The organism is Metabacillus sp. RB-C-LZQ-3-1 (genome assembly GCF_058315175.1).
Genome location: NZ_JBZFLI010000026.1, coordinates 12,336 through 32,893 on the forward strand (window position 1 = coordinate 12,336; position 20,558 = coordinate 32,893).

Sequence of the window (20,558 nt, forward strand, 5' to 3'; positions counted from 1 at the left end):
TTAATTGTTCCTCCTTTTCTAAAAGAATAGCCATTCCGTCCAAAAGTAAAGAGCAAATAAAGATACGAATAGGCCAACGGGAATTACTAAAATTGTGACTTTAATATATTGTCCCCAAGTAACATTGATATTGTTTTTCCGCAGAATAAACATCCATATAAGTGTAGCTAATGTACCCATTGGTGATATAAGTGCTCCGATATCGCTTCCCAAAATATTTGCTAAATATGCTAGTTGCAACATCTCGATACTTAAGTTCATCTCTACAAATGCAATAGTTCCAATCATAACAGCTGGTAAATTATTCAAAACGTTTGAAAGGACTGTGAGCAGGAGTCCGGAAATCATGACTGTATTAAACCGATCAGAAATCATAGATTCTTTAAACATATCCACAATTAAATCGGATATACCGACATTATGCAGTCCATATACAAGTACATACATACTAAAGGCAAAGAGTAGAACATGCCAGGGGGTTTTCTTAAAAACATCCATGCTACCTTTTCCTTGCTTAAACCATCTTACAGCAATTAATAGAATGGCTCCGGCAATTGCAATAACCTCTAGTGGTATACCAAACGGAGTTAAGGTGAAGAAACTGGCCCTAATCAAAACCACTAGAACAATACATAGTCGAAATGTTGGCCAATCGATATTTAAAGAACCGTTCATACTATGATCAGATAAGGGGTGTTCAGGAAGGACCTTTTCTTGGTTCCAGTTTCGGTATTGCAGAGAATATGAAGGGATTTTCTTAGGAATATCTTTTCTGTAGTAGATAAAAAGTAAGAATGAAATGGTTAATATACCTAACATCGATGGGATAAACATCATAGCTACATAGGTATTTAAATCAAGTCCCACAATCTTTAATGCAATTAAATTGGCAATATTACTAACTGCAATTGGTGCACTAGCAGCTGTTGCAATTAGTGCACCAGACAGTAAATAGGGTAATTGTTGATTTGGTTTTAGTTTAAGAAGTTTGATGATTCTTATAATGATAGGAGTCGTAATTAGGATGCTCCCATCATTATTAAAAAATAATGTCGTTAAGTAGCATAAAAGTAATGTATAGAAATAAAGTTTAATACCAGAACCTTCTGCTTTTTTTACAAGGTTGTAAGCAACCCACTTAAAAAAACCAACACTCTCTAGTACGATCGACATAATAATTGTAGAAATGATTGTGATAGAGGCTCCGCTTACAGTATTAATGATTTCCATAATATCTGATAAAGGAACAATCCCAACTAATAGAACAAGTAAAGCAGCAAGAGTTGTTGGGACTGTTTCGTTTATACCACGGGGCTTCCAAACGATAAGGGATATGGTTAATAAAAAGACCGCGATCATAAAGGAGGTTTGGAAGCTAACCATTTTGTTCCACTCCTTTTACGAAAGTAGATTCTTTTATATATAGAATATGAGGTTCTGTTTTTTCTGTATTTTTAGGTGGACGTAGTATCGTGTAGAATATGGAACCAGCAAGTACGAAAAATATAGATATAATCATATTAAACACCTTCTTTCTATTTTGTCTGATAGTTGAGTGTTTTGTTAGAGAAGAAGTCTTAGTCAATAAAGCCTTCAGCCCCAAGCTAATAACATAAAAAATGAAATTTTGATTGTGTTAACATTTAAATAAATCATCTCATTTGAGCTTATGCTTAGCTTGAGGCAATTTTTGAAGTAGGGATTTTGGGAGAACATTCATATGTGGAAGTGCAAACTTGAATATGATGTTCCTTAGCTATGGCTTTTAGCTTTTTTTAGTGTTTCTTCGATATTCATGGATAATGACTTCAAAATTAATTCATACATAGCTTTTTTGTTACTTCTATTTGTTTTTTCAGAGTCTTGTTTTTCACTTTTTCCTTCTTCTTGCTTTTTCGATTTTTCAGCTTTCTTTGATGATCCTTTTTCTTGTTTTGCATTTTTTTCATCTTTTTGAGAAGAGTTTTTCACTTGTTCTTGATTATTTTCACTTTTCTCCATAGAAGCATCTTGTTCAGTTGCATTTTCGTTAGCTTCATTCTCATTTACATTATTATTGCTTTCGCTTTGTTGCTCATTTCCTTGATTTTGTCCTTGCTTTTTCATATCATGTACTGAACCTAAACAAATGTTTCGAATGTGGTAATTAGTAAGGCGGTGAACTTTTTCATGGTGAATAATTGTTACGTAGTTGTTTGTCATATCTGCTAGTACACCTTCAACACTTTCAGGACCGCGGTTGATTGATACCCAGCTATGTTGGAAACTAGATAGCAAGCTTGAGAAGTCAGCGGCTGGAAGTTCATAATTTGCTTCAACGTTTGTAGATGATTCATTATCAAGGCTCACACTTTTAATGTGATGAGTTTGACAATGGATCACCCCGTATTCTTCAGTTTGGATAGAAACATAATCATCAGCAATTCCTAGTAAGGTCCCTTTAATACTATTAGGACCACCTCTATCCACCTTAATGCTGCTGCCTTTCATTAGTGAAAGGACATCTCCAAAAGAATCGGCTTCAAGAATTTGTTGGTTTTCATTTACTTCATTAGATAGGGTACTAGTTTTTGAGTCTTCAATAACGCTTTTTAAATGGGATGTATTATAGTAGATAACCTCATTTTCATTACTTAATAGTGCAAGATAGTCATCTTTTACATGAAGCAATAATCCTTCTTTTGATTCGGGACCTCCTTTGTACATACGAACATGTCTGCCTACTAAATTTAACAAATAAGACAAGCTTTCCATTTTTTTGCCTCCCTAAAAATACTGTAATTATATTTGTACTGTAATTATATGTGTCAGGGGACATATTGCGCTAAGCGATTGTCACATATTGGAAAATTCCATGATATACTCAGGGGCAAATAGACTAGTGGCAGATAATTTAGTAATTTAGTTTAGTATCTTTTATTTATTTTTGTGCTATATACTGATAACCAGCCGTCAAGATGAACATATTTTAATAAGAAGAAACGTGAAAGAGAGGTGCTATAGACAATACAAAGTGAAGATTTAAAATGTTTTAGGTTGAGACAGGATGAATTATGGATCTCGAATTATGTAGCAAACGCTAGACTGAGAACAGAATATAAAATAGAACAGTTACTTTATAGTGAGGTGTCACAATTTCAAGAAATTAGTGTTGTTGACACAAAAAGATTTGGAAGAATACTAGTGTTAGACGGTATACCTCAGATATCAACTAAAGAAGGTTTTATCTATAACGAAATGATTAGTCATGTGCCAATTGTGACTCATGTACATCCAAAGAATGTGGGAATGATTGGTGGAGGGGACTGTGGTCCGGCACGTGAGGCTATGAAGTATTCTGAAATAGAGAAAATTCATGTCATAGAAATTGATCCGCAAGTAACAAAAGTGTGTAGGGATTGGTTGACTCCTGCTTCATATTATGAACAGGATCAACGATTTGCCATTATTCACGAAGATGGCGTAGATTGGGTTAAGAAACACAAAAACACATACGATGTTCTCATTATTGATCGCTCAGATCCAGTAGGTCCAGCAGCAAAGCTTTTCAATCAAGACTTTTACCAAGGTGTATACGAAAGTCTTTCGGAAGATGGAGTGGCCGTTTTTCAGTCAGGTTCACCATTTTATAATCAAAGAACACTTAAGAAGACCTTCAAATCGCTACAATCTTTATTTCCTATTGTACGAACGTATCTTGTTACGATTCCGCTTTTTCCATGTGGATTATGGAGCTTCACCATTGCTTCAAAGAGTTATGATCCTCTAACTTCTGATTTATCAAGGCTAAAGGATAAAAACACAAAATATATCAATTCATCCACCTACCAAGCTTCATTCGTCTTACCTCCTTATGTAAAAGAACTATTATGATAAACAAAGCAGAAAAAATGAGTAGTTGTTTATTTGCTACTCATTTTTATTTTTAAAGAGCTTTATTAGCTTTTGTAAACCTATATTATGTGGAGACTTGTGAAAACTTAAGATTTCATGGGGAGCGAAATTGAATGGATCAACAAGTATAAATATGTTAATAGGATATTGTTTGAAAGGAATTGATAAATGTCCTGATTTAATCCTTAATAAATGTAAGTTGAAATTCCCTTAAAAGCTCAGAAAATAATTCAATAATTTGGATAATATATTCCTTTCGCAATGTTCGAGATAACTCAATCTGAAAAGTATGGAAATTGGCACCATAGCCTTGGTGTTGATCACCATCACCATGTCGGTGAAATGTAATAGATTCATCTCCGCTAAATTTTTGATCAATCATAAGATTAATATCAGGTAATAGGTTGGCTCCTTTTTGTGCAAGTGCTTTAGTAAACCATTTTTTTACCTCAGTGGAACAGGATAGACCAAAAACTGTTCCTACTTCAATTCCATAAGGTCCATAATGTTCATCCTTCATACCATGAAACGAAAGATGAAGAAATGGTTGTTTTATCTTTTGTTGCCAGGGATCTACTAAACTGTGAGAAATAAGAATATCGTTTAATGCTTGTCGATATTCTTGTATAGCCAAGCTATTTTCGTTATTAGGGACTCTGTTTAAATCCGCTAAATTCCTAGAAACTGTACTTATAATACCAGCACATCCAGTTTGAATCATAATGCCTTCCACTATCTTATCAGTGAAAACATCTGCAGATGGAGGAGCAGCATGTAAAGCATCGGTAAGGCTATTAAGGAAACCATTCCCTCTATTATATTTTAAATAGCTTTTTTGGATATAATTCACTACTTTCTGACTCCTTCTTTTTTCATTAAAACATTTGCTATTAATAGAAAATGCAAATTTTTTTATAATGTGCTTCTCTTATAGACTTGTGCCTCCTATTATGAAACCTAATTTTGCTTGATAAGGAAAGAGAAGGTAAATGAAGGTAAACTTATATCCTTAAAAAGGCGTGTGACCTAGGGTAAACATACTGGAGAGTTATTTGTTCTTTCATAGTATATAAAAACTACTTTAGTCTTGAATAGAACAAACATCTCTATTAGTACATGGGTATTTATAATTTCTTAAGAAGTTTTTATAGAATTTTGAATTGGAGGTTATTGGTGTGGATTTGATGAAGGAGAGATTCTGGATCGAATCTGATAAAGAGTTAATGCTGCAAATCCTTAACTTGAATAATATTCCATCATTTGAGTTAATCGAACCTAATCAGTCCAAGTTTCCGATTATTGGTCGGAAATATGGTCAACATGGTGGAACAGATATATTCATGCTTCATACAAAGGAAGAAGTATTGAATCGAGAATATGATTTTTATACTAAGTTTTATTCTATTGAGAAAGAATATTGCATTGAAGTTGATGGACTTTCCGTTAGAGGGATCGAAGAGGCAAAGGTGAAACACGCTACTTTTAATGAGTTTCCTATCCGTACAGAAGCCTATGGATGGGAGTTTAGAAAAGTAGATGAAAAAACTGTACCAGAAGAATGGCTATCAATCGCTATTCGAGCATTATATGTCACAGGAATAGTACATGGTATTGTAAAAATGGGTGTATTATCAAATGGTTCTGTACTTGTGATAGATATTGACCCAATTAGGAAAGAAGAAATAATTGAGCAATGTAGCTCACCGCTATTATTTACAATAGGTGCCGATATAGAGTTTATGTTGAGTTGTAATCAGGAGCTTTTACCCTCTTCAACTTTCTTTACTGTTGATGGAGATGTTGGATGTGATGAGAGACAAATTGAAAAAGATAGTGGAGAATATGCTTTAGTTGAAATTAGACCTGAACAAGGTGATACCCCTGAGGAACTTTACACAAATATTGAAAGGGTTCTAGAAAAGGCATCAGACATGGTACCTTATGAAAACATCGAATTTTTTGCAGGGAGTATGCCATTTAGAGGGTATCAGTGTGGAGGGCACCTCCATTTTGGAATTCCAACCTCTCTTTCATTATTAAGAGCACTTGATTATTATCTAGCAATTCCAATTTCCATTATAGAAGAACCAAAAGCCGCTAAATTAAGAAGAAGAACAAACCATGGAGGACTAGGTAGATTTCGCAAAAAGAGTTATGGCTTTGAATATTTATCATTAAGTTCATGGATTATTGAGCCTAAGCTTACAAAATCTATTATTTGCCTAGCATACCTTGTTGCAGCACATCATGAGCAGTTACAAAATGATCTTTTATTTCATCCAGCTATTCAACGTGCCTATTATCATGCGAATATTCCTATACTTAAAAAGTGTTGGAATGAAATTAAGATACAGATAATGGAAACATCTAGTTTTCAAAAATTCGAGAAAGAATTGAACTATCTTTTTGAAACAATCGAAAAAGGACGTAACTTTTCAGAGAACAGTGATATTCGAAAAAATTGGAACCTAAAGGTACCCCCGCAGCTTTTTGATACAGGTTTCTCCATTCAAATTCCTAAAAAAATGCGCCAAAAATATAAGTTGAAAGAAGGGAGCACTGCCTTTGTAAGTGCAGGAAAAAGACTTTCACTAGCAAAAATTCATGCATATCCGTTTGCTTTTCAGAATTCAAATATTGTGCAACTTTCTGAAGCATTACGAGCAAAATTGCTATTACCAGTTGAGTGGAACCCTAGACTAAAAGCACATAATGGAGTCATACTTCTTGGACCAGTAATTGGTATCCTTGCGACAAAACCTTTTTACCGGCAAACAACATATTTTCAACATTTATTCCGCTTAGCGCAAGAAAAGCAAATACTAGTATATGTTTTTGAACCATCAGATATAGATTGGGAGAACCAAGTGATTAATGGAATTTCACATAGTGGTGAGGGAGTTTTTCCTTTTCCAGCGGTCATTTATGATCGCTATTTGATGAAGGAAAACACAAATATTATGTATGATATTGAAGAGGTAAGGACAAAGTTGCAGACGATTTATAATATCCCTTTTCTAAATCCGCCAGCATTATCTAAACTTACTGGTAACAAATGGTCAACGCATCAACTGCTAGTAAAAGAATATGAAGAATACCTGCCGCAGACCAAATTAATTGAACAGTTAAATGATGTCAAAACTATGCTAAATCAACACGGAGAGATTTTTTTAAAACCGTTAGATGGCTCGCTGAGTCAGGGAGTAATCCGAGTTGTACAGACACCTAGTGAAATTATAATGTTTCATAAAGGGAATAATCAGCAAACTTGTTATTTTTCTCATGTTGAGGATTTACTTCTTCAATTATCAGCTCTCATTCAATCAACTCCTTATCTAGTTCAAGAGGGGATTCGTCGTAAAAAGTTTCAGGATAAAAATGTTGAAGTACGTGTGTATATGCAAAAAAACGAAAAGGGTATTTGGTTAAGGACTGGAATGGTGACACGACTTACTAGTGAGGGTGTCATGACAGAGGATCTCGAGGTAAATATGAGACTAAGTGTTGTGATGAATGAGCTGTATGAAGATCCAAATGATAGGCGTAACATGACAAACCAGTTGGGGAAGATCGCTCGAAATATTGTTGCAACTGTTGAAGAAGAGGTTGGAGTGTTTGGAGAGATAGCTGTAGATCTATGTATCGATCAATGTGATTCAATTAAGCTTTTAGAAATTAACTCTAAACCGGATAATTTATTTTCCCAAATTAAAGCATATAAACTACGCTCATTAGCTGGGAATCGATTGCTTAATTATGCAGCTTCACTTGCTGGTTATCATGACTAGAAATATGGATAACATTTGACTTCTATTGACTCAATAATAATTGAGATTAGAGACTGTTTCTTACAACAGTCTTTTAATTATGCCAGAAATCCTGCTAGAAAATATGACAAAGATACTGTTAGCTATACAGATTTTTGAGAAAATTTTTTTAAGTTCCATATCCATACTTTGAAAGGAGTGTTTTCCATGCAAAGGCAAAAGCTTTTAATAAACAATGAAAGATTGAAACATGAGCTTGAGATTTTTGCAAGCTATGGAAAAACCGAAAATAATGGGGTGACAAGATTATCATTATCCCCGGAAGATATTTCAGTAAGAAACCATTTTATTTCATGCTGTGAAGAGATAGGAATGGACATAAAAGTTGATGATATGGGAACGATTTATGCGACACTCGAAGGATTAAGTGAAAAGCCTCCAATCGTTATTGGTTCCCATTTGGATACTGTGAAAAAGGGAGGGAGGTTTGACGGAGTACTTGGTGTTGTAGCGGGTCTTGAAATTGTAAGAACAATTGTGGAAAATCAACTCACACCTGAAATACCGATTACGATTGTAAACTTTACAAACGAAGAAGGAGCAAGATTTGAACCATCAATGATGGCATCAGGGGTATTATCAGGTAAATTTGATAAAGTTGAGATGATAAAAAGCAAGGATGAAGAAGGGATAAGCTTTGCAGAAGCGTTACATAAAAGCGGATTTGAAGGAGATATTGAGAATCGGTTAAATAATGCAACAGCGTTTTTAGAATTACATATTGAGCAGGGACCGGTTCTAGAAAGTGAGAGCTTATCAATTGGTGTCGTCGATTGTGTTCTTGGTATGGCGTGTTATGAAATTGAAGTAAATGGTGAATCTGATCATGCAGGGACAACACCAATGAGTATGAGAAAAGATGCATTATTTGCGACAACTCATCTCATTTCCTTCATTCGTGAAAAGATTGGAGCTATTGATAAGGAGGTTGTCTTTACAATAGGAAGAATGAATGTATTGCCTAATATCCATACGGTCATTCCGAATAAAGTTGTATTATCCTTTGAAGCAAGACATAAAGATCCGAAAATTATTCAGAAAGTAGAGGAAATCATTCTATCGCTTCCTGTTCATGTAACAGAAGGATGTGAGGTGAGTATAAGGAAATTATGGGATCGTGAAACGGTTTTATTTGATCAAAAAATGTGTTACCTATTAGAGGGATCGACTAAATCATTAGGGTACAAATATAAAAAAATGGTGAGTGGAGCAGGGCATGATGCTCAATTTCTAGCAAGCTTTGTTCCAACTGCGATGTTATTTGTTCCGAGTATAAACGGAAAAAGTCATTGTGAAGAGGAACTTACAAGCTGGGAGGACTGTGCTAAGGGAGTAAATGTTTTATTGGAGGCTGTATTGGAGTTAAATTCGAAGTGATAAAAAACAACCAATTGATCCATCAATTGGTTGTTTTTGTTTATGCTTATTGATCTGGATAGGTTTTTCTTAAGAAGTCAATGGATTGAACAATAAGTTTCTTTAGCACTTCTACATCAATATCAGCTACTTTGTTAATATAAACACAGGCTTTCCCTGTTGTGTGCTTTCCGAATTTTTCCAGAAGCTCCTCGCGTTTTGTATCACCAGTAGCAAAGTATAAGCTGATTTTCGCTTTTCGAGGAGAAAACCCTACAAGAGGTGCATCGCCTTCATGCCCTGTTTTGTATTTGTAGTGATATTTTCCAAATCCAATAATACTTGGTCCCCACATTTTGGCTGGATAACCGGATGTTTCTGTGAAAATATCCAAAAGCTTGTACGCATCCTCACGTTTTTTAGGATTCTCTACGGCTTCAAGAAATTCAATTACATCTCTGTCATTTTCCTTTGTTTTAAGCTCGTACAAAAGGTTTCCTCCTATCTAGTCGACAAGACCTAAAGATTTTAACCCATTATATATACCTGAGTTGGTTACTTTTGTTGTTTTATATTTTGCATATTGAAAAAGATCAGGATGTCCGTTGCCCATCGCGAAGCCTTCTCCGACAACACTTAACATCTCCTTATCATTCATTCCATCACCAAATGCAATGGACGCTTCCTTTGGAATATGTAAAAGTTCTAAAATATGCTGTACAGCAATCCCTTTGTTGACATTATCGCGAATGACGTCATAGCAATGACGTAGCCCATCAACATTTACCTGTGATAAATGAATGGATGGATCCGCTTTTTCATATAGAGCTGGTTCATTTTCACTCAGGTTTATAAGTGTAATTCCCAGTATTTTATCAATAACATCTTTAGAGTATGCATTATTTTTTTGTAAGTGGAAGGAGGAAATGAAATCCTTTACAACAGGACTTTCTAAATCTGAAAAGATATTCTCCGTATTTGTATATAAAACAAGTTCGTGTCCATTGTCCTTTGCAATGTCAACGAAGCTTTCGACTGTTTTACGACTCATGGGAGATCTGAAAATATCCTGATTTTGATGGATAGCATAAGCCCCATTGTATCCGATATATGATGTGATGTTTAATTCCTCTGCAATATGTGAAATTTCATGAAGTGGTCGACCTGTTGCTAAAAACACATCAATCCCCTTTTTCTTTACTTCTGCAACTGCTTTTTTTGTTAAATCTTCAATCGTATCATCTGGTCTAAGAATGGTGCCATCAATGTCCAAAAATAAAATTTTAAAGTCTGCCATCGTCTCTTCACAATCCTTTTTTATGTCTTTTTATACTATTACAAAACTTCAACGTTTAAGCAAAACTAAGACTTTTGCTTTTTAGTCTTTATCAATTAGCTAAGTTTTTCTATCTCATTTTCCCATTTTATCATAGAAAATTCTGTCATTACATTTTATTGAAGATGATCAATCAAAAAATATTTAGGAAAAACAATTATTTTATGTTTATTTTTCATTTCTAGGGTAATAATAAAAATCGAAATTATCATCAAACTTGTTTTGATTGATTTAGGAGGAAATATTGAAATGGCACAAGGTAAAGTAAAATGGTTTAACTCAGAAAAAGGTTTTGGATTTATTGAAGTTGAAGGTGGAGATGATGTATTCGTACATTTCTCTTCAATTCAAGGCGAAGGCTATAAAAGCCTAGATGAAGGTCAAGAAGTTACATTTGATATTGAAGAAGGTAACAGAGGACCACAAGCTGCTAACGTTCAAAAAATATAAAACCAATTAAGCCATATAAAGGGCAGTCCCATAGGGATTGTCCTTTTATTTTACATGTCTTATTAAGAAAAAACTTGGCGGCTGTAGATGGATTGGCAAATATTTTTTCTTGCATTTTCTTCTAAAAGTCATTCTTACAATTTTTAAAAATATGTTTTATAATAACAAGCAATGATTCTCTTGTTTTTTACATGTAAGTGGAATGTGTTGTGAATAAAGGAAAACGCTTTCGTCCTCTGCTTGCAAATAATGATAAAGGATTTTACGATGATGACACAAAAACCGCTTCTTCCGTTACGTACATTTATGTTTTTTGTTAGCGCAATTGGCTCAATGGTTGTTAGTTTTTTGCCAATCTATTTTCAACACAAGGGCTTTTCTAGTTCGCAGATTGGATGGTTTTTAGCCATAGGTCCTTTTGTCGGTTTGATCGCCCAACCTATTTGGGGCTATGCAAGTGATAAATATAAAACGGTTAAAAAAATCTTATTTACCTGTTTACTTGGATTTGTTGCTTGTGTTATTTGGTTATTCCAAATTGATTCTTTTTTCTGGATACTTGTCTCCGGTGCCTTCTTTTTTTTCTTTTTCTCACCTGTAAATCCATTAGCTGATAACTTAGCGAAACGACAATCCCAGCTTCACGGGGTAACATTTGGATCAATTAGGATGTGGGGATCAATTGGATTCGCTCTTATCTCATTGTTGAGTGGCTATTTACTTTCGTTGTTTGGAATAGGATTTTTAATCTATCCGATTACGGTTTTAGCTATTTTAACATGCTTATTGTCATTGTTTTTGTCAGATGCAAAAGCAGGGACGAAAAAAGTGAATTATAAAGATATTAGCTTGTTTTTTAAAGATCCTTCATTAGTTGCTTTCTTTGCTCTGATTGCACTAGTCATGCTAACCCATCGTACTAATGATTCATTTATTAGTTTATACTTGTTAGAAATGGGCGGTAACGAGATGTTAGTTGGGTGGATCTGGTTTATTGGTGTTTCAAGTGAAGCTCTTCTGTTCTTTTTAAGTGCAAGATGGTTTCGTGCTTCAAATCCGACCATTTACATTATTATTGCTGCGGCCCTTTTTAGTGTAAGGTGGATCTTAACTGCACTTGTTAACGATCCTGCAATGTTAATATTGATTCAAGTCTTACATGGAGTGTGCTTTGCAATCGCTTTCCTTGGAGCTCTGGAGTATTTGTATAAAGCTGTTCCAGAAGAATTACAAGCTACTGGACATATGATGTTTGTTGGAATCTCTTTTGGAATTACAGGGATCATCGGCTCTTCCTTTGGAGGAGTGATATTTGAAAACTTGGGTGGGTCAACACTTTACTTTATGCTAGCTTGTTCATCTATACTAGGTATGATCGGTTTCATCTTTTTTTATAAAAAAGAGAAAAAGTTACGAGTGCAAAAAATGGAGAAGGGGATTGAAGTGTAAACGAAATAATTTGGAATGGGGATCACCCGAATGGTAAGGGTGATCTTTTTTTGCAATAAAATGACAAACTATCAAGCAAGTACGAAAACTGACATGTATCCTTACTCTTGTAAAAAAATCAAGGAATGTTTCTTCTTTTTTATCAAAGTTGCATGTCCCCTTAAAAGAATTATCGTAAAATTTCGCCAATTTTCTACGGAAATCTGCCTGTATATTGTTTTCCGTTAAATCTGCAAAAACCCTTAGTACATGCTAAAAAAATATAATAAGAAGAAGGAAAATGTAGAAGTTTGTCTTTTAATGTTAATGAAAGCCCTTTCATTAGTTATTTACAACGGTGAAATGCGAGAATATAATGATAGCAACCAATAAGTTTATTGGTTAAACAAAAGGGGAATAGGGGGAAGTTGCATGTTAAAAACGCACGGTTTACAAAAGTTTGTTTTGGTACTTTTTAGTTTGATTCTCTTATTAGGTGTGACAGCATGTAGTAATAATGAAACCTCTAACGAAGGCCAAGAAGGAGGAAGTGGAGGTAAAACAAAGCTGACAATCTGGTTATGGCCAAACATGGGGATTGAAAAGCAAATTGAACAATATGCTGAAGAGAATGACATTGAAATTGAGATTCAGACTTCAGAATTTGCTGACGTACATAGCAATTTAACCACAGCATTAGCGGCTGGCAGCGGCGCACCAGATATTTCTGCTGTTGAGGTTAAAGGGATCGATAAAATGAAAGCAAATCCAGAACATTTCCATAATCTTCTTGACCTAGGTGCAGAGGAAGTGAAGGATGATTATTTGGATTGGAAATGGCAACAGGCTCTAACCGCTGATGGCAATTATTTATTAGGATTACCTACTGACATTGGGCCTCAAGCGATGGCGTATCGCTTAGATATTTTCGAAGAAGCTGGTTTACCAACAGACCGCGAAGAAGTAGCAAAACTAGTACAAACATGGGATGACTATATTAAACTTGGTGAACAAATCAAAGCAAAAACAGGGAAAGCGTTAATCGACTCTCCAAATGGTGCTTATACTGTTATGGAAGGTCAAGGAGACGAGAAATACTATGATAAAGACGGTAATGTCATCGTTCAAGATAACCCGCAAATTAAAAAGGCGTATGATTTTGCTTCACTTATCATTGAAAAGGATTTATCTTCAGGCTTTGAGCAGTTTTCTTCGGAATGGGGAACTGGTATGAATAATGGGGATTACGCAACAATCCTTGCACCAGCATGGATGATGACATCGATGAAAGCAACTGCTCCTGATGCATCTGGAAAATGGGATATTACTCTACTTCCTGAAGGCTCTGGTAACTGGGGTGGATCTTTCTTAACCATTCCTAAGCAATCAAAAAACGCTGAAGAAGCATATAAATTAATTAAATGGCTACTATCACCAGAACAACAATTAGTAACGTTTAAAGAATCTGGGAACTTCCCTTCAACACCTGGAATCTATGATTCTGAAGAAATTCAAAACTTTACAAGCGAATACTTCAATAATGCACCTGTAGGTAAGATTTATGCAGAAGCAGCACAACAAGTTAAGCCAATTATCGAAGGACCTGAGTCCATCCAAATCGAGACAATTATTGGTGATGCCATCACTCGTGTGAAGGATGGTCAAGATAAACCTGATGCAAGTTGGGATAAAGCGATGAAGCAGCTTGAACGTGAGCTAGCTCGATAAGGAACATGTTCATTAGTCAAGGTGTAAGCGGTTAAATTAAGGGGAGACTGATCATCTATCAGTCTCTTACCTTTACTAAGGTTAAAAAGGGGGAAAAAGGGTTGGCCTCAAATTTAGAAGTGAATAAAAAAAGTGCCATAACTGTCACAAGCACAAAGAAAACGTTGAAACAAACTACAAAGGATCATATTTCAGGGTATTTATATATTGCTCCGTTTTTTATCATTTTTGGAGTATTTGGACTTTTTCCTATTGTGTTTACCGCTTTTATTTCACTCCATAAATGGAATATTTTGGGTACTCGTGAATTTATTGGATTTAAGAACTACCAACTCCTTTTTACAGATCCTCTTTTTTGGAAGGCGTTAGGAAATACCTTTAGTATATGGGTAATTTCAACTTTGCCTCAACTATTTTTGGCCTTAGTTCTTGCTTTTATTTTAAATTCTGCATTTCTTAAAGGGAAACAGTTCTTTCGTTTAGCTGTATTTTTACCAAATATTACATCTGTCGTGGCTGTTGCTATTATTTTTGGTGCTATTTTTGGAGAAAAATATGGTGTATTAAATTATTTATTATCTTTTATTGGAATTGATCCAATTAACTGGAAAGGTTCATACTTTGGAACACATGTTGCGATTGCATCGATGGTTATGTGGAGATGGACAGGTTATAACACTATCATTTATCTTTCAGCATTACAAAGTATTTCAAAAGATTTATATGAAGCGGCTACGATCGATGGAGCAAGTAAAATGCAGCAATTCTTTTACATAACAATTCCAATGATCCGTCCGATGGTGATATTTACGGTTATATTATCGACAATTGGTGGCATGCAAATTTTCGCTGAACCACAAATGTTTGCCGGTGCTGGTGGAGGAGCGCTAGATCAAGGATTAACAATGACACTTTATTTATATGAAGAAGCATTTGTACGTAATTCATTTGGATACTCGTCAGCACTTGCTTGGGTTCTGTTCCTAATAATTGTCTTGTTCTCCCTTGTGAATCTATTCATCACTAATCGTATTAAATCTGCTGAATAAGGATGTGAGCGTATGAATGAAGTTGGAGTTAAATGGTATAGTCCAGGAAAATTATTTACTTATCTTGTGTTAATTATTATTTCTATTCTATCAATCTTTCCTTTTTATTGGATGTTTGTTATCGGATCAAATCATACATCAGCTATTAATAAGTTTCCACCTGCGTTTATTCCTGGTGCGAGCTTTTTCCAAAATGCCCAGAATGTATTTATTAACATTGATTTCTTTAAAGCGATTATGAACTCAGTTGTTACATCAACCGCAATCACGGTTTCAGTATTATTCTTTTGCTCATTAGCCGGGTTTGCATTTGCTAAATTAGAATTTAAAGGAAAGAAGTGGCTATTCGTTTTCATCATTGCAACGATGATGGTTCCTGCACAGTTAGGAATTATTCCTTCCTATATGATTATGGCAAAATTAGGATGGATTGATAGCTTAAATGCAGTAATTGTACCTGGGATGGTAAACGCATTCGGAGTTTTTTGGATGAGACAATATATCGGGGCTACTATTCCAAATGAACTTTTGGATGCAGGAAGAATTGATGGTTGTTCGAATTTTAAGCTTTATTATGCTGTTGTTCTTCCGTCTGTTCGTCCAGCACTTGCTACATTAGGGTTAATCACATTTATGAATGTTTGGAATGACTTCTTATGGCCGTTAGTTGTGCTAAAAGACAGAAGTGTTCATACCATACAGATTGCCTTGAAAACACTAAATGGTGCATATTATCAGGATTACGCTATGATTCTAGCAGGAACGTTTATGGCAACACTCCCAATATTAATCGTCTTCCTTATGTTCAGTAAACAATTTATTGCAGGCTTAACTGAAGGATCAGTCAAACACTAGGAAAAGAGTCGTTGGCTCTTTTCCTCTTTCTATTTGGCAGTTTATCAAATAATTATTGTTTTTATATAGATAGCGGGGGTGAAGGAAATCGAAGCTGTTATACATATGAAGGAAGTGGAAAAATCTTATGGAAGTGGCCATGGTAAGGTACAGGTATTAAGTGGAATTAATCTTTCGATCTATAAAAACCAAGTCATTGCTTTAAAAGGGAGATCTGGTTCTGGAAAAACGACAATCTTAAATTTAATCGGTGCCCTTGACCATCCAACCAAAGGGGAAATTTATTTTCAAGGACAATCCTTAAGTCTATTAAATGAAAAACAGCAATCAGAGTATCGGAGAACAAAGCTTGGATTTATTTTTCAATCACATGGACTTATCCCTTTAATGACAGTTGAAGAAAATATAGAATTCGGCCTTAGAGTGGCTGATATCCCAAGAGAAGATTGGGCTAAAAGAGTAAAGGAGGCTATTGAATTAGTAGGATTAACAAATAGGGCCAAGCATCGTCCGTTTGAACTCTCTGGTGGGGAACAGCAGCGTGTTGCAATTGCGCGGGCAATCTCGATAGTACCACCACTCATTCTTGCAGATGAACCAACCGCAGAACTTAACAGCACCATCGCCTTTCAAATCGTTTCAGCATTTAAAGAACTTGTAAAAACAAAAAACATAACGATGATTATGACAACACATGATCCAGCTGTAATGGAAATGCTTGATAAAGTTTACACATTGGAGGATGGAAGGATTGACTACAAATAAACAAACCCGATGGATTACTTATTCTTTGATATCCGTTGCCATGATTTTTCCGTTATCAGCATGTTCGCTTCTTCCTAAGGAAGAACCTGTTTTAGCACCTCCATTAGTAGAGCCTGCAAAAATTGAATACGATGTAGCTGAGGTGAAAAAAGGAGAGCTTGTAAAGCATGTAAAAGGCTTAGCAACTGTTACACCACTTGAAAACGAACCACTATCATTTTCGCAATCTGGCGGGCGTTTGAAGAAGATTCATGTAAAAAAGGGTGATCCTGTAAAGAAAAACCAAGTCGTTGCTGAGCTTGATTCAGGAAGTCTAGCATTTGAATTAGAGCTTGCTGAAATAGAATTAAAGAAAGCAGAGATTCGTCTTAAGCAGGCAAAGGGACAGGGAGCTGATTCCTATACGATAGATTTAGCAGAGCTGGATGTGGAAAGTTTGACCATTCAAGTGGAAAAATTAAAAACTGAGATGGAAAAAACAAAACTTTTGTCTCCGTTAACTGGGATTGTGACATTTGTAGAGGAGAAAAAAGCTGGAGATATGATGGAGGCATTTCAACCAGTCTTACAGGTGGCAGATACATCGAAACTTCAGTTAGTCTATACAGCTACAAGCGCCAATGAATTGAACGAAACGAGGATTGGAATGGACGTAGAAGTAGTTTCAGATGGAAAAAGAGTCAAAGGAAAAGTCGTCCAAACACCTTCAGAAGTTCCTCGTGAAAAATTAGAAGAAAATCCGGATTTATATCAACGTAGCATATTTATGACAGTTAAAGAATTATCAAAAGAAACTACTGTTGGGGACTCGGTTGACTTCGATATTATTACAGCGAAAGCGGATAATGTGCTGATCATCCCTAAAGGGGCATTACGAAGTTTAGCGGGACGTACATATGTTCAAGTTTTAGATGGTGATGCTAAGAGAGAAATTGATATTGAAACAGGTCTAATCTCAGCAACCGAGGTTGAAGTAATTAGTGGTTTAACCGAAGGAGACACAGTGATTTTGAAGTAAAGGGGGGATCATGAAATTGGCACTTTTTAAAATTATCATACAAAAAATGTGGAATAATAAATGGCTTACTTGTAGTTTATTTCTTGGTTTATTTATCACAGTATCTCTTGTTTCAAGTATTCCCACCTATACTTCAAGTGTTCTTCATAAATTACTAGTTAAGGAATTAGAACAATATCAAACGAAAAAAAATAACTTTCCCGGGGAATTTTCTTTTATTTCATCTTTTGAAGAAAACCAGGATTCAGTAAAAGCAACAGAAAATCTTGAAGCAATTAATGAAGAAATGATGGACCGGAGTAACCTTCCTATATTAGTAAAAGCAACGATTTTAAGTACGGTCCCTTTCGATATTTTTAATGAAAATAAAACTGAAACTGATAAACATGGACGATTTATTCGTTTAACTGATGTTGAAAAGCATATTACAATTACTGATGGACGTATGCCTTCTGAAAAAAGTAAAGATGGAATCATAGAAGTCATTGTTCCTGAAAGATCTTTGCAAAAAAGAGGGATTGTACTAAACACAACATTAATTGCTGTCGAGGGAGATCTTGAATTAACTGTCATGCCAGTCGGGACATTTCAAGCAAAAGATCAAAATGACCCCTATTGGTCCATTCCCCCTGAACGCTACACAGATGATTTTATAGTATTAGATAAAACATACCAAGAGGTGTTTTATCAAAAGGATTTACTATCATCAGTCCGGTTTTTCTCAGCCTTTGATTATTATTCCATCACAAATGAACACATTTCTTCCTTACTAAGGTTAAAGGATCAAGTAAAGGCAGAAGCAAGTGAGATTGTGAATACACCTGTCATGGTCCAATTTCCTATCTCAGATATCCTTTTTTCTTATGAAAAGAAAGAGGAGCAGCTAAAAACGATGCTATGGTCCTTACATGTCCCAGTGCTTGTGATGCTTGCATTATACCTCTTTATGGTTTCAAGGCTAATCGTCAGCAGGCAATTAACGGAAATTGCGGTTCTATCGAGCCGTGGTGCGACAAGATTTCAAATTGTGAAAATTTATTTAATAGAACTTGGTATATTAAGCATACTTGCCTTTCTCATCGGACCTTTCTTTGGCATGCTTTTATGCAAAATACTCGGTGGGACAAATGGATTTTTACAATTCGTCCAAAGGGAATCCTTGCCAGTAAGTCTTAACCTTGACTCCTTTCTCTATGCTGCATTCGCAGTGATTGCTTCAATTTTCATGGTGATGATTCCCGTTTTTCAAGGTTCAAATCAAAGCATTGTTCATCATAAACAAAATACGATGAAGTTAGGAAGAAAAACGAGATGGTCTATTCCATTCCTTGGCTTAGCGCTTATTGGGATTTCCGTTTACGGATTATTTGTTTTTCATAAAAGACAGCCAACTGTTACTCAAGAGTATTCAGCCGACCCTATATTGTTTTTTATTCCTGCTCTTTTTGTTATAGGTTTAGGTTTATGCCTTTTATATGTATATCCTCTATTTTTGGGGTTTGTGTATAAACTTGGGAAACGACATTGGAATTTATCGTTTTATAGTACGTTTATCCAGGTAAGTCGATCATTTCATCAATATCAATTTCTTATGCTTTTCTTAATTATGACAATAGGAATTGGGATTTTTAGTGCTAGTGCAGCTAGAACCCTTAATGAAAATTTCGAACAGCAAATTCGCTATGAAAACGGTGCAGATGTAACAATTGATGTAAAATGGCCGAGCACTGAAGTGTCTGCTAGTCCTTCTTTTTCACAAATGACATCCGAAGGAAATGGGGCTAGAGAAAGGGGAGAAACTGAAGCATCAAATGAATCAGCTGTCACGGAAACACAACTTGTCTACACAGAGCCTTCTTTTGAGCCATTCTTATCGTTGAAAGAAGTTGATCATGCTGCGAAGGTTCTGAGGTTTGATGGGATCAAAGCAGAGGCAAAAGGAAAGGCTCTTTACTCGTTTGAAGTGATGGGGATTGAACCAAATGAATTTGGACAAACAGCTTGGTTTAGCCCTAGACTTCTGCCACATCATTGGTACGAGTATTTGAATTTATTATCACAGGAGCAAAGCTCTGTTCTGATCTCAAGGTCTGTTTCAAAAACGCTAGGAGTAAAAGAAGGAGATTATTTAAAGGTTGAGGGAAAATATACAAACACGATGGAGGTCGTTGTGTATGGGATCATTGATTTCTGGCCGGGATTTTTAGCCGAGAAAACGGATGATGACTCCGAACCACCTGCTTTAATTGTTGCAAATTTACCTTATGTTCAAAATTCAATGGGCTTAGAGCCTTATGAAGTTTGGTTAAAGGTTAAATCAGCTTCATCAAGAGAGGAGTTGTATCAATCACTAGATGAAGCCAAAGTACCCATTATCACGATGGAGGATGTTCATCCAAAACTTGTTGATTTAAAGAATGGAGCTTTTCTATTAGGGTTAAACGGAACGTTATCATTAGGATTCATCGTCTCGATTATTATTGCGCTTATTGGATTTCTTTTGTTTTGGATTTTAACAATTAAATCACGAGTTCTTCAATATGGTGTATTTCGGGCAATGGGAATCCCGCTGAAAAAATTAATAGGAATTCTATTATTTGAACAAATCCTGACATCTGGATTTGCTTCGCTCATCGGAGTCATCATTGGTGGAATCACAAGCGTACTCTTTGTTCCATTGTTTCATCTATCAATGGAAAAGCAGCTGCCTTTTCAAGTCATTTTTGATCCGAGTGATGAAAGAAAAATCTACATTTTTGTCGCTTTCATGCTTTCGGTTGGACTCGCAGTTTTAGTTTTTCTTGTGAAGAAAATCAAAATTTATCAAGCAATCAAGTTAGGTGAGGATTAAC

The 20,558-nt window shown here is 35.4% G+C and carries 16 protein-coding genes; 11 read left to right on the top strand and 5 right to left on the bottom strand.

Annotation, left to right across the window (positions count from 1 at the left end; genetic code table 11):
• Positions 1–18: 18 nt before the first annotated feature.
• Both AC4GZ8_RS23915 and AC4GZ8_RS23920 read right to left on the bottom strand, forming a co-directional pair.
• Positions 19–1,383, bottom strand: a complete 1,365-nt coding sequence (locus tag AC4GZ8_RS23915) for an ArsB/NhaD family transporter (RefSeq protein ID WP_491084389.1) — start codon at positions 1,381–1,383, stop codon at positions 19–21.
• Positions 1,384–1,752: 369 nt separating this feature from the next.
• Positions 1,753–2,754 (bottom strand): hypothetical protein, encoded by a 1,002-nt coding sequence (locus tag AC4GZ8_RS23920; RefSeq protein WP_491084390.1) that lies wholly within the window; start codon positions 2,752–2,754, stop codon positions 1,753–1,755.
• 282 nt (positions 2,755–3,036) lie between these two features.
• On the opposite strand from AC4GZ8_RS23920, the gene speE reads away from it, so the two are divergent.
• The gene (gene speE / locus AC4GZ8_RS23925; protein WP_491084391.1) at positions 3,037–3,873 is read left to right on the top strand and encodes a polyamine aminopropyltransferase; all 837 of its coding nucleotides are present in this window, start codon (positions 3,037–3,039) and stop codon (positions 3,871–3,873) included.
• Between the two features lie 199 nt (positions 3,874–4,072).
• On the opposite strand, the gene AC4GZ8_RS23930 is transcribed toward speE, so the two are convergent.
• The gene (locus AC4GZ8_RS23930; RefSeq protein ID WP_491084392.1) at positions 4,073–4,744 is read right to left on the bottom strand and encodes an N-formylglutamate amidohydrolase; all 672 of its coding nucleotides are present in this window, start codon (positions 4,742–4,744) and stop codon (positions 4,073–4,075) included.
• Between the two features lie 334 nt (positions 4,745–5,078).
• Here AC4GZ8_RS23930 and AC4GZ8_RS23935 point away from each other — a divergent pair, with 334 nt between their 5' ends.
• Positions 5,079–7,682, top strand: coding sequence for a putative amidoligase domain-containing protein (locus AC4GZ8_RS23935; protein ID WP_491084421.1), 2,604 nt, complete (start codon positions 5,079–5,081; stop codon positions 7,680–7,682).
• A 186-nt stretch (positions 7,683–7,868) separates the two neighbouring features.
• The gene (locus AC4GZ8_RS23940; RefSeq protein ID WP_491084393.1) at positions 7,869–9,098 is read left to right on the top strand and encodes a Zn-dependent hydrolase; all 1,230 of its coding nucleotides are present in this window, start codon (positions 7,869–7,871) and stop codon (positions 9,096–9,098) included.
• A 46-nt stretch (positions 9,099–9,144) separates the two neighbouring features.
• Here AC4GZ8_RS23940 and AC4GZ8_RS23945 read toward each other — a convergent pair whose 3' ends face one another.
• Both AC4GZ8_RS23945 and AC4GZ8_RS23950 read right to left on the bottom strand, forming a co-directional pair.
• A complete protein-coding gene (locus AC4GZ8_RS23945; protein ID WP_491084394.1) occupies positions 9,145–9,567 on the bottom strand; it encodes a DUF1801 domain-containing protein in 423 nt (140 codons plus the stop codon).
• Positions 9,568–9,582: 15 nt separating this feature from the next.
• Positions 9,583–10,374: a Cof-type HAD-IIB family hydrolase gene (locus AC4GZ8_RS23950; RefSeq protein WP_491084395.1), complete on the bottom strand. Its 792-nt coding sequence runs from the start codon at positions 10,372–10,374 to the stop codon at positions 9,583–9,585.
• A 288-nt stretch (positions 10,375–10,662) separates the two neighbouring features.
• Here AC4GZ8_RS23950 and AC4GZ8_RS23955 point away from each other — a divergent pair, with 288 nt between their 5' ends.
• The 8 genes from AC4GZ8_RS23955 (at position 10,663) to AC4GZ8_RS23990 (ending at position 20,557) form a co-directional block, all read left to right on the top strand.
• Positions 10,663–10,863: a cold-shock protein gene (locus AC4GZ8_RS23955; protein ID WP_026562521.1), complete on the top strand. Its 201-nt coding sequence runs from the start codon at positions 10,663–10,665 to the stop codon at positions 10,861–10,863.
• Between the two features lie 270 nt (positions 10,864–11,133).
• Positions 11,134–12,312 carry an MFS transporter gene (locus tag AC4GZ8_RS23960; protein WP_491084396.1) on the top strand — a complete coding sequence of 393 codons (1,179 nt, stop codon included), beginning with the start codon at positions 11,134–11,136 and terminating at the stop codon, positions 12,310–12,312.
• Between the two features lie 411 nt (positions 12,313–12,723).
• Positions 12,724–14,019, top strand: coding sequence for an ABC transporter substrate-binding protein (locus AC4GZ8_RS23965; RefSeq protein ID WP_491084397.1), 1,296 nt, complete (start codon positions 12,724–12,726; stop codon positions 14,017–14,019).
• Positions 14,020–14,120: 101 nt separating this feature from the next.
• Positions 14,121–15,068, top strand: coding sequence for a carbohydrate ABC transporter permease (locus tag AC4GZ8_RS23970; protein ID WP_491084398.1), 948 nt, complete (start codon positions 14,121–14,123; stop codon positions 15,066–15,068).
• A gap of 12 nt (positions 15,069–15,080) precedes the next feature.
• The gene (locus AC4GZ8_RS23975) at positions 15,081–15,923 is read left to right on the top strand and encodes a carbohydrate ABC transporter permease (RefSeq protein WP_491084399.1); all 843 of its coding nucleotides are present in this window, start codon (positions 15,081–15,083) and stop codon (positions 15,921–15,923) included.
• A gap of 78 nt (positions 15,924–16,001) precedes the next feature.
• Positions 16,002–16,688, top strand: coding sequence for an ABC transporter ATP-binding protein (locus AC4GZ8_RS23980; RefSeq protein WP_491084400.1), 687 nt, complete (start codon positions 16,002–16,004; stop codon positions 16,686–16,688).
• Complete coding sequence (locus tag AC4GZ8_RS23985) at positions 16,675–17,706, top strand: efflux RND transporter periplasmic adaptor subunit (protein ID WP_491084401.1); 1,032 nt, start codon at positions 16,675–16,677, stop codon at positions 17,704–17,706. Before AC4GZ8_RS23980 ends, AC4GZ8_RS23985 begins: the two co-directional genes overlap by 14 nt.
• Positions 17,707–17,716: 10 nt before the next feature.
• A complete protein-coding gene (locus AC4GZ8_RS23990) occupies positions 17,717–20,557 on the top strand; it encodes an ABC transporter permease (RefSeq protein WP_491084402.1) in 2,841 nt (946 codons plus the stop codon).
• Position 20,558 lies beyond the last annotated feature (1 nt).